Origin of the sequence: Streptomyces sp. ISL-1 (genome assembly GCF_018614585.1) — a bacterium.
Taxonomy (GTDB): Bacteria; Actinomycetota; Actinomycetes; order Streptomycetales; family Streptomycetaceae; genus Streptomyces; species Streptomyces maoxianensis.
Genome location: NZ_JAGGOI010000064.1, coordinates 56,370 through 67,851, shown reverse-complemented (window position 1 = coordinate 67,851; position 11,482 = coordinate 56,370). Strand labels below are relative to the sequence as shown.

Annotated in this window: 5 protein-coding genes; 1 reads left to right on the top strand and 4 read right to left on the bottom strand. The window is 73.2% G+C overall.

Features of this window, described 5'->3' with window-relative positions; all coding sequences use genetic code 11:
- The coding region (locus J7E87_RS33320; protein ID WP_215098391.1) for a nitrate- and nitrite sensing domain-containing protein at window positions 1-2,517 on the bottom strand (2,517 nt) is incomplete at its 3' end.
- Between the two features lie 414 nt (window positions 2,518-2,931).
- On the opposite strand from J7E87_RS33320, the gene J7E87_RS33315 reads away from it, so the two are divergent.
- Window positions 2,932-3,384, top strand: coding sequence for a hypothetical protein (locus J7E87_RS33315; protein ID WP_215098390.1), 453 nt, complete (start codon window positions 2,932-2,934; stop codon window positions 3,382-3,384).
- Between the two features lie 157 nt (window positions 3,385-3,541).
- Here J7E87_RS33315 and J7E87_RS33310 read toward each other — a convergent pair whose 3' ends face one another.
- The 3 genes from J7E87_RS33310 to J7E87_RS33300 form a co-directional block, all read right to left on the bottom strand.
- Window positions 3,542-8,770 carry a hypothetical protein gene (locus tag J7E87_RS33310; protein ID WP_215098389.1) on the bottom strand — a complete coding sequence of 1,743 codons (5,229 nt, stop codon included), beginning with the start codon at window positions 8,768-8,770 and terminating at the stop codon, window positions 3,542-3,544.
- 35 nt (window positions 8,771-8,805) lie between these two features.
- On the bottom strand, window positions 8,806-9,726 hold the full coding sequence (locus J7E87_RS33305) for a hypothetical protein (protein ID WP_215098388.1): 921 nt from the start codon (window positions 9,724-9,726) through the stop codon (window positions 8,806-8,808).
- A gap of 214 nt (window positions 9,727-9,940) precedes the next feature.
- Entirely contained in the window at window positions 9,941-11,467 is a 1,527-nt protein-coding gene (locus tag J7E87_RS33300) for a hypothetical protein (protein ID WP_215098387.1), read from the bottom strand.
- Between the last annotated feature and the right edge of the window lie 15 nt (window positions 11,468-11,482).

The window sequence follows — 11,482 nt, the reverse complement described above, 5'->3', positions numbered from 1 at the left end:
GGGTGCGGGCGCCGGCCAGGACGCGGGGCGCGGTTCCGGAGCGGTCGCGGGCCATGGGCCAGGGCTCGGCTGCGGGGCCGGCGCGATTGTGGGCTCCGCGGGACGCTCGGGCTCCCCGGCACGGGAACCTTCTTGCTGCTGCGCGGCGCGCTCGGACTCGCGGGCCGGGGCCGGGTGGGTGCGGCCCCGTTCGTCCACCCTGCGGCCGTGGTCGGTGACCAGGGTCGGCGGCTTGCGACGGGGCAGCGGCACGGGGCCGGAGTTCCGCTCGGGCGCCGGGTCCAGCGCCTGTTGGTGCTGCTCGTCCGGGGTCGGACGGCGGCGGTCGCGGGCCCGGCCGCGGAAGATCCCGCCGCGCTCGCTCTCCGTGTCCTCGACGTCGGCGAGGTCGGCGAGCGGGTCGACACCGCCGAGGCCGGGGCGCTCCCCGCCGAGGCCGGCCCGGTCCTCGAAGCCCAACGCGCCGACTGGCGCCTCCAGTTCGACGGGTCCGTCGAGCAGCGCCGCGCCGCTGAGCTGGGTGGGTACCTTGGAGAGCGTCGAGAGCTTGCCGTCGCCGCCGCGCCGCCCGGCCGCGCTCTCGCTCTTGCGGTCGAGGCGGAAGCCGGTGCCCTTGGTCTCGGGGGCTTCAGTGAGCAGGGCAGCGGGGATGAAGACGATCGCGGTGGTCCCGCCGTACGGCGAAGGCTGCAGCGAGACCCGGACGTTCTGCCGCTGGGCGAGCCTGCTGACGACGAACAGGCCGAGCCGGTCGGTGTCGGAGAGCTCGAACTCAGGGGTCTCGGCGAGCCGCAGGTTGGCGTCGAGCAGTACTTCCGGGGCCATGCCGAGCCCGCGGTCGTGGATTTCGAGGGTGAAGCCGTTGGCGACCCGCTCGCCGTGCACCTGGACGCCGGTGTGCGGGGGCGAGAACACCGTGGCGTTCTCGAGGAGTTCGGCGATGAGGTGGGTGAGGTCGGCGACCGCGGGGCCGCCGACTCCGATGCGTGGCAGCCTGCGCACCTCGATGCGTTCGTAGTCCTCGACCTCGGCGACCGCGGCCCGCACGACGTCCATCAGCTGGATCGGCTTGCGCCACTGCCGGGAGGGCGCGGAGCCGGAGAGAATCACCAGGCCCTCGGCGTGCCGTCGCATACGAGTCGTGAGGTGGTCCAGGCGGAACAGGTCCGCGAGTTCCTCGGTGTCCTCGGTGCGGCGTTCCATGGTGTCGAGGAGCGTGAGCTGGCGGTGCAGGAGAACCTGGTTGCGGCGGGCGAGGTTGACGAAGACCTCTGAGACTCCGCGGCGCATGTCGGCCTGCCGGACGGCGGCCTCGACAGCGGCCCGCTGAAGGGTGTTGAGCGCCTGGCCCGCCTGCCCGATCTCGTCCTTGTCGTAGTCGAGTCGCGGCGCTTCGGTCTCGATGTCGACATGTTCACCCGCGGCGAGCCTGCGCATCACGCTGGGCAGTCGTACGCCGGAGACCTCGTGAGCCTCCTTGCGCAGCCGGGAGAGGTCGCGGACGAGGTCGCGCCCGATGCGTACGGACACGATCACCGAGACCAGCAGGGCGAGGAAGCCCAGTACGCCGGCGATGCCGGCCTTGACGAAGACGCTGTACGCGGCGGGCTCGACGCGGTCCTGGTGGCGGACGCCCGCTTCCTTGGCCTCGCGGGCGAGGTCGTCGAGGACGGGGGTGGCGGCAGCCTGCCAGCGTGCGGCTTCGGAGGCGCCCGTCTTCGCCGTGGCGCCCACGGTGATGAGGCGTTCCTCGGCGTCGCGCAGGGGCGCGGTCTGAGGGCTGCGCCAGTACTGCTCGTATATCTCGCGTTCCTTGGCAGGCAGAACCTCGAGGTTGGTCTCGTAATACAGCTTGCGGTTCGCGACGAAGTCGGAGAGCGCCCGGACGTCGTCGGCCGTGATTTTGCCCGTGGTCAGCGAGGAGGTGATCAGCGCGTCCTCGCGGGAGAGCATTTCCATGGCGCGGACGAGGCCGACGAGGGCGCGGCCCTGGCGTTCCATCCCGACGTCGTTGAGGGCGTGGAGCGTTGTCAGGAAGCTGAAGCCGGGGTCGACGATCCGGTTGTAGAAGTCCAGGGCCTGATTGCGGGAGATGGTGCCCATCTCGACCGAGCGGCGCAGGGCGCCGAGTCCGTCGAGGCCCTCGATGAGCGACCGCAGCTCCTGGGCCGTGTCGGGCTGCATGTCGTCCCGGACTCCGGACTTTTCCATATTCGCCGTGATCTTGGCGACGGCCTTGTCGGTGGCCTCGCGTTGGCGGCGCAGTACGGGCAGGGCGTCGGAAGCCCGGCGATCCGCCAGGTAGATGAGCGTCTGACGGCGCTCCTTCTGGACGACACCCAGAGCGTCCGCGACCGGATAGCCGACTTTCTCGACGACCGAGCTGACGTCCAGTAGCTGATCGGCCTCCCGGCCGGTCAGTACGGTGGCGAAGCCCCACAGGGCAGTGAGGGAGACGAGCGGCACCAGCAACAACGCCACGATCTTCCGGCGGATTGACTTCCCGCGAAAGCGCATGGCCTCCCCCTGATCACCCCGCCCGGTGCGGGTGGTGTTCCGTCAACAAACGGCGTGAGCCTACTACTGTCACACAGACAACTCGAAGGCACGTCCGGACGATTTTCGGCCGAGGACAGTTGTCTTGATCACGGGTTGTCCTGGTATTCGGGGAGATGGCATTCCCTGCGGCGTGCGACCGCGCATGGCGGCGCATCATTTTTCGGACCGCCGCAGATGGCTGGAAATTTTCGCTTCGCGGGAATCATCCGGCCTGGTCAATCGTCATTCTGTGCGGGGGGCACGGGGGTTCGTACCGCGCCGGGCCGCATCGCATCGGTTTCGGCATCGGTCCGCATTCGCGGTGAGGGCCGGAGTAGAGCAGCGGAATCCGGGCACCCACTCTGATGTCGGACAGAGGGGAGTGACAGGTCCATGGACACGGACGAGCGTCGCGGCGCAGGGCGGGCGGCGAGTGATGCGAATGTTCCGCGGCTGCTCTGGGAGGAGGAGCCGGCAGTGCGACGGCGCATGGCTGATCCGGTTCGCACGGCCGCCGTACGCGCGGTGATCATTGCGTCGCTGACGATGACTCAGGCGGTGATCGCGTTTCTGTGCACGCTTGCCGGGTCCTGGCTGGCTTTTCCGATGGTACTCAGCAGCGTGGGCAGCACGGTGGTGGCAACGTGGGCGGTGCTGGACGTGTGGGTGACCCGGCAGGTGTGGAACCAGCGCAATGGCGTGGTGTCCATACCGAGCAGCACAGCGCGGCAGCTGCGCCGTGAACGCCGCCTGGCACGACGCACGGCGCGGGCGACGGAGCGCGAGAGTGCTCGGGTACGGCGACGGGAACGGGGCCGGGGCCGGGGGAGGCTGTCGGAGGCGTGAACGGGGGTGCGGGGGCCCTGGACTTGAACCATGACCATGAACCATGGGCTTGGAGCTTGGCCTTGCGGCCCGGTCTTGGCGCCTGGACCTGGGGCCTGCATCTGGCGCCGCGCCCCCACCCGCCGGGCGTAAGCCCCGAACGATCCACCGGGGACGGCTATTCGGCCGCCGCTGGATCCGGTGGGACCGGTGTCCGCCTGAACATCCGGGTCGCCGTGATCTCGCCGTGCACCTCGCCCGACGAGTCCTGCTGCGGCAGGCCGGGGCGCAGATGCTCCTCCACGCTGATGTACTTCAGTCCCGCCCGCAGATCCGCGTCGTTGCGCAGCCGGATGACCAACGGGAATTCGGCGAGGGCTGTGGTGTCGAAGAGCCCAGTCGTATAGAGCAGTTGGACGCCCAGCGCATCCGAGACCGCCCGCTGGAGTTCCAGCAGATACGTCGCGTTGGCCCGGCCGATCGGGTTGTCGAGGAACAGCGTGCCGGCATGCCGGTGCCTGTCCCGGCCGCGGTCGTTGCTGCGCAGAGCCGCCATCGTGCAGTACAGCGCGATGGCCGCGGTGAGCAGCTGGCCGCCGGAGAAGACATCGCCCATCTGCCCGACCGGGACCCGCTCAGCGCGCAGCACGGCGTCGGGCTTGAGGATCTCCACGGCGATGCCCCTGGGCTGCAGCGCGGCCTGAACTCCGCGCAGCAGCAAGGACATTCCGTCCCGGCGTCCCTCCCCGTACGCCGCGGTGGAGTTCTTCTTCACGGCCGCGCGGGTCGCCTCGTCGATGACCTCGCCCAGCCGCTCCGCGAGCGTCGCCTGGTCCGGCTCCTCGAAGCGGATCCGCAGGAACTCCTGGCCGGACCACTCGCCGAGACCATCGGGAAGGCGGGAGAGCCGCTGTGCAGAACGGAGCGTCGTCAGTGCGGAGTCCACGAGGCCGCGCAGCCGGTCGACGATGGTGTCGCGGTTGCGCTCCAGCTGCTCCAGTTCGTCGGTCAGCACCCGCAACCGGGGCGCGAAGGCCTCCGCCCACTTCGCCGCGTGCTCCGGCAGCGCGGCGGCGGGCAGCTCCCGGATCTGCTGGCGCGCGGGGGTGCGCACCTGCTCGTACCGGGTGGAGTTGGCGTGCCGTACGAGAATGTCGCTCGCCTCCCGCACGGCCGCCTCGGCCGCCGACAGGTCGGTGGCGCAGCCGCGCAGTGACCGGCGGGCCTCGGCGGCCGAGTGCCGCGCCTCCTCCAGGGCACCCGGGTACGCCTCGGGCGCCTCCTGCGCGTCGGGCGCGTCGTCGTGGTGCTCCCGCAGCAGGTCGCGCAGGAGCGCGGCGGTCTCGTCGAAGCCGCCCACCGCGTCCTCGGCGACGCGATGCGCCTGGAGCAGGCCGGCGTGGGCGGCGCGGGCCTGCTCCAACTCGTCTGTCCGGGCCGCCAGTTCGGCGGTGGCGGTACGCAGCAGGGCCTGGGCCTGTTCGGCGTCGGCGGGGACCAACTCCTCGGGAAGGTCGGTGTGCGACTCTCCGTGGGGTCCCCCGTGCCGAAGGCCCGGGGAGGGAGCCAGCCGCTCGGCCTCGCCACGGAGGCGGCCCAGCTTCTCGCTGGCCTCCGACGCGCGCGACTCCAGCAGCTGTACGAGCGACTCGGCGCGGGCGGTCGCGGCCTGGCGGGACGGACCGTCGGCGCCGTCCGTGCCCTCCAGGAGCTGGGCGGCGCGGGTGCGAACCTTGTTGGTGAGCCTGTCGAGCTCGGTGAGGGCGGCGCTCTCGTCGCTCTCGGCACGGGCCTGTTCGGCGCGCAGGTCGGCGCCGACGCCCACCTTCTCGTACAGCTGGGATGCGGCCCGGTACGCCTCACGCAGGGCGGGCAGCGCGGTGCGCGGAGTGTCCGCGTCCACTTCTGGCAGGTGCTCCGGGGCACCGGCGATCTCCGCGCGCTCGGCGCGCAGCGCGCGGGCCGTACGACGGGCGTCGTCGCCGGCGCGCTGGGCGGCCCGGCGGTCCTCGTCAGCGGCTTTCGCGCGCTCCAGACAGGTCGTGGCGCGGGCCTCGGACTCGGCGGCCTCGTCGGCAAGTTCGCGCAGTTTCACCTGCCAGCCGGCGCGCTCGCGGAGCCGGAAGGCGAGCCCCGCGAGGGCGTCTGCGGCGCGGCGGGCGCGCTGGGCCGTGTCCTGGCGCTCGTCGCGCACCCGGGCGGTGTCGGCCGCGGCCTCGTCCGCCTCGGCGCGTACGGTGCGGGCTTCGGCGAGCGCCGACTGGGCCTCCTCGGCGGCTTCGCGGGCGCTCTGGGCGCCCTGCGCGAGCTCGGCGAGCATCCCGGGCGGGCAGTCCGCGCGCCACGAGCCGAGCCGCGCGGCGATTGCGCGGTCCCCGGCCAGCCGGGCGGCGAGCGTACGGATCTCCTCGTCCCGCGCGGCCGCCCTGGCCCGCAGTGCCTGCCGCTCCTCGTCGGCCGCGTGCTCGTCGTGCATGGCCGGGTTCGGCGGTACGAGGAATACGTCCCGGTACCCGTCGTCGGCGCCGCCGGTGCCGGGTCGCGGCACGGGCGCGAGCAGCGCGGCGGCCGTGCCGACGGCCACGGCGGACCGGGGCAACAGTGCGGCTCCGCCGAGCACTTCGCGTGCGCGGGCATGCGAGGCGGGGTCGGTGATCACCACACCGTCGACGAGCTCGGGCCGCGCGGCCAGCACGGCGGCGTGGTCGGCCGGGTCGACGGCCTGTGCGAGGTAACGCCAGCCGGGGAGCGCGGGGATGCCGTGCTCGCCGAGGTACTCGACGGTGGCGAGGACATCGGGCCCCGGGGGCAGCAGCCCGCCGTCGCCGAGCGCGCCAAGGATGCGGGCGTCGTCGGCGGCGGCGGTCCGCAGGTCGAAGAGCTGCCGCTCGGCGGAGGCGACGCCCTGGTCGAGCAGCTCCCGCAGCTCGTCGGCGTACCTGTCCAACTCCTCGGCGGTGAGGGGCCCTTCGGTGCTGCGGAGAGGGGTGGCGGTGCCGGCCGCGTTGCCGGCGTGGTGTGCCTGTCCGCTGCCGGAGTCCGCGTGCGGAGTGCTGTGAGCGGGGTCGGCCGCGTCGCCGGCCGCGCCACGCGCGCTGCCGACCGACGCGCCGGAGGACCCGGCGCGGGCCCCGCCCTCGGCGGAGCCCGGCCGGCCGACGTCGCCGGCACCGGGGGCCGCGTCGGAGGCGGCGTCGCTGCCCGATTGCGCCGGACCGGACCTGTCGCCGAGAGGAAGCGGCCGACCGTCCCCGCCGTCCGAGGCCGCCGCCTCGCCGCCCGCCTGCGCGAGCTCGGGCGCTGGGGGGTTGGCCCCGCCACCGTCCCCGCCACCGGACACCGCCTCGCTTCCCGCCTGCGACGGGTCGGGCACCTCGCCCGTACGATCCGCCCGGTCAGGGCCCGGCGCCGCGGGGGCACCGGGCCCTGACGGCTCGAGCCCGTCCGTACCGCCGTCGGCAGCAGACCCCGCCTCAGCCACCCCGGCGCGCACTCCCCCGGGCCCATGCCCGGCCGCCGCCACCCTCCCCCGCCGGGGCGACGGCACCGCCGTACGCGGCGTCGGCGGCAGACTCAGCAGTTCCGCCAGGCGATCGTCACCGGCGATCGAGTCCGCCGAGCGGCGCTCCGCCTCGTACGCGTTCTCCGCGGCCCCCGCCGCATCCGACGCGCGAGCCGCCGCCAGTTCCGTGCGGGCCTCCGCCGCGGCAGCATCGCGGGCGTGGTCCGCCGTCGTGCGGGCGGTCTCGCGGGCCGTGTCCCACGCCGCGACCGCCGTTTTCTCCGCGTCGCTGGCCGCCAGCGCCGCCCGGGCGGGGTCGGCGTCGGGTGCGGTGTCGTCGAGCCAGCCCGCCCGTACCGCCTCGGCCGTCTCCTGCTCGACCTCGCTCAGCCGCTGCCGCAGGTGGCCGATCTCGCTGCGGGCGCGCTGCGCCTGGGTGGCGGCGGCCGTCGCGTCGCGGTGGGCGGCCTCGCCCGTGTCCTGGAGCGCCGCGGAGCGCTCCTCCTCCTCGTTGGCCACCCGCTCGCCCGCCTCCGCTGCCGAGTGCAGTGCGCGGACAAGGTCGGCGGCGGCCTTGGCGCGAGCGGCGAGCGCCGGGGCGGCGTCGCGTTCGGCCTCGCGGATCGCCGCGGCGACGCGTGCGGAGCGGTCGGCGGCGGCGCGGTGGCGCAGTACGGCCTCGGCGGCCTGCCAGGCGGAGTGCAGCGTACGCGCGTCGGCCAGCTCACGCCGCTGCGCCGCTGCGCCCTTCTCCGCGACCGTCAGCGCCAGCGAGGCGTGCCGGTAGGCCAGTTCCGCGGCGATCAGCGAACTGCGGCCGCGGGCCTGCTCGGCCGCGGTCACCGTGTGCGCGGCGGCGGTGACCTGCTGGGCGAGGTCAGCCGTACGGCCGCGTTCCTGAGCGGCACGCGCGGAGAGCCGGCGGGCCAGCGTGCGGGTACGGCGCTCGGCGCCCGTGTGGATGTCCCGGGCTCTGGTGCGGGCCTCGGCCGCCTCCACGATCCGGCCGAGCAGATCGACCGAGCCGGCCGTGAAGTCGCGTTCCGCGGTGAGTTCGGCGCGGCGGCCGAGCTTGTTGCCGAAGCTGCTGACGAGGTCGGCGAGTCCGTCCGTGTCGCGTGTGTCGGTGACGGCCCGCAGCAGCAGATCGGTGAAGTCGGAGTCCTTCTTGACGGCAAAGAGCCCGGCCGCCTCGCCCTCGTCCGAGTTCATCTCCCGCTGGTAGCGGAACAGTTCGGGATCGAGGCCCACATCGCCGAGGTGTTCGTTCCAGCGGTCGTGGATCTCCTCCCAGTACACCTCCAGGTGCGTATACGCCTTGCCCGCCTCGGTGATGGCGTCCCGGAACCCCTTCATCGTGCGGCGGCGGCCCCGCGCGCCCGACGCGCCCTCGACGGGCGGACGGACAGCGGTCGACTCGGCCACCGGCAGCGAGTCGAGGCTGAGCCCCGGCCCCGGCCGGAAGGAGTACCAGGCTTCCGCGAACTTCCGCGGGTCGCCCGAGACCTGACGCCCCCGCCACTCACTGACCTTGCCGACCACCACAAGCTCACCGGTGAGCGTGTGCTGCCATTCCAGGGCGACATGTCCGCAGTCGTCGGCGAGCAGGAACTTGCGCAGTACGCCGGAGCTGGCGCCGCCGAGAGTGTTGCGGTGGCCGGGCAGCATCACCGAGAAGATCAACTTCAGCAGTACGGACTTGCCGCCGCCGTTCTCCAGGAAGAGCACGCCGGCGGGCGCGGGGCGGCGCGGCGGGCCGACCGGCTCCTCCTCGAAGAACTCCGCCTGTGCGGGCGCGGGGTGCGGCACGGGCTCGCCGACTCCGCGCAGGTCCAGCACGGTGTCGGCATAGCGCGCACCGGCAGGCCCGATGGAGTGGAGGCGGACCCGGGACAGCTCGTACATGGCGGCGGACTCTCGTAGTTGGCAGGGGGTGGGAATCAGGCGTGGAAGGGCAAGCCGGCGTCGGCGGCCAGCTCCAGGTCGTCCGCGTCGGGCGGCGGCACGAGCGTGGCGGTGCCGTCGCTGACCGGCACGACGCCGAGCTCGATGAGCTCGGCCATGGCCGCGCTGCCCGCCATGTCGCGCACCTGCAGCTGGTAGCGGGCGGTGGTGCGGTACGCGCCTCCCGCGTCGTCACCGGTGCGCTGAAGGAAGCCGGAGTCCATGAGGAAGGCGACCGCTTTGCCGACGATGCCGGTGGTGGATCCGGCGAGGCGCCGCGCGTCCTTGGTGGCGCCGGTGGCGCTGCGGCGTGCGTAGATCCGCCAAGCGGCCTCAAGGCCGGGGGCGTCGGTGGCGGGGTCGGTGTTCTCGCCCTGCGCGTCGGCACGCTCCTCCAGGCGGCGGCAGGCCTGGCGGACGAATGCGTCGACGCCGTTGACCGTGATGCGGCCGATGTAGCCGTCGTCGGCGAGGTCCTCGGGGCGGGGGAACGCCATGGCGGCGACGGCGAGATGGGCCAGGCCGTGCAGGAAGCGGTCCGCGGAGTCGGCGGACGCGCGGCGGGCGTAGTCGCCCATGCGGACGGCGAAGAGGGAGTCCTCGCCGGCGGTGACTGCCATGCCGGCGCGCGGGGAGACTTCGAGGACGACGAGGCCGAGGCCGGTGGCGATGGCGTCGGCGAGGCGGGTGAAGGCGGTCTCTTCGCGGTAACGGCGCAGCAGTTCGGCGTATTCGGCGTCGCGTGCGGGCAGCAGCTTGGGCTGCAGCCCGAAGGAGACGAGCCGGGCGGCGTCGGCGGCGTCGGCGGGTGTGACGGTGACGGTGGCGGTGGCCGGTGCGGTCGATGAGGCCGTCTCGGCCGGGCCGGTCGGGTCGCGGTCGCTCCACGCGGTGGTCGATGCGTGGTCGTCACTCACTGGCGGTTCTCCTTGCTGCGGAATTGCTTGCGTCGGCAGGGCGGCGCCTGCGGCAGCCCTGGAACTGGGGCTCCGCCCCAGACCCCAGTACGCCCTTCGGGCGTGTCCTCAAACGCCGGACGGGCTGAATAATCAGCCCCGCCGGCGTTTGAGGCGCGGGGGTCCGGGGGCAGCGCCCCCGGCGGGGTCCGGGGCGGAGCCCCGGTACTGGTGCTCACGCCGCCTCCGCGCGGGCCGTCGCCATCCCGGCCGCGTCCAGCAGTGCCGTCCCCACGATCAGGTCCGCTCCGCCGAACTCCGGGTCGTCCAGTTCCGTGCCGTCGTCGACGGCGAACAGCAACCGCTCCTCGCCCTGCCGGTAGGCCGTGCCGACCGGTGGGCTCGCCGCGTGGATGGCCAGCAGGGCGACCAGATACGGCAGTTCGGGATCTCGGCGGCGGGCCTCGGCGAGCAGTCCCGAGAGGCGGCGCGGAGCGTCGTGCTCGAGGTCGAGCAGTTCCATCGCGCTTGCCAGCTGCCCTTCGCTGAAGCGGCTGTCGTCCGGCGTCGCGATCAGATCCGGCTCGGGCATCTCCGCGCCCAGATGTTCGCGCTCCATCGGCGGGGTGAGCAGCATGTCGACCAGATCGCCGACCCGTACGGACGACGGCGTACGCAAACCGGTCCCGCGGGCGAAGAACGCGTCCGTGACGCGGATCGCCGCCTGCACGGGGAGCGGCAGGATCGGGGCGACCAGCTGCCCGTACAGATCGAGCCCGGTCCGGGCGGTGGGGCGGGCGAAGGCCTGGCGGTCCTGTTCGGCGCGGAAGAGCGGGCCGGCCTCGAGCAACCGGGACTGGAGCTGGGTGTGGCGGCGGATGCAGTCCTTGACTATGTCGACCAGCTCGGCCGCGCGCCGCTTGTGCTCGGGATCCTCCGCCTCGTCACGGGCTTTGCGGATGTTCGTCAGGATCGCGTTCTCGTGGCGGTAACGGTCGGCGACATGGTCGAGCGCCTCGGCGATCATGTCGGGCACCGCGTTGAGCCAGTCGACGGCGCGCACATTGCGCCGGGTCGCCTCCAGAGTTCTGCGCAGCGTCTCGGCGTACTGCACGGTGCGGTATCTGGCCTGCTCGGCCGCGAGCTGGGCGTCGGCGAGGCGACCTCTGCTGATCAGAACCTCCAGCTTCACCTCGGCCGCGATCTGCGCGCTGGTGACGTCCGTGTCGAGCGCGCCGACCAGGACGTTGACCGCTTCGTCGGTCGTACGCAGATAGACGCTGCCGCCGTATCCCGGCACTTCCTCGATGAGTTTGAAGTCGTAGTCACGCCGTGTGTAGACGCCGTCGGGGCCGAAGGTGCCGTACACCGCGCGGAATCCGCGGTCCACGCTGCCGACGTTGATCAGGTTCTCCAGGACCCAGCGGGCGACCCGCTCGTGCTCGGCGACCGGACGCCGCGGGGCCTGGGCGGCGACGCGCGGGAGCAGCCTCGCCACTATCTGGTCGTGATCGGCGCCGGTGTCGAAGTCCATGTTCAGCGTGACGAGGTCGATGGCCGCGAGAGCGACCTCGGCCATCGCGTACACGGTGTACTCCCCCGCGAGATTCGCCTTGCGGGTGTCGAGGTCGTGCAGCGGCGCGGTGCACGCGAGCGCGCGCAGCCGCCGCGCGAGCCCTTCGTCGGCGGCCGGGCCCCGCGCGGGCCGCGGCCCCGCGCTGAGCTGGGGCGGAACGAAGTCCGTCGAGGCAGGCGAAGTCACGTTGCACAGATTAGG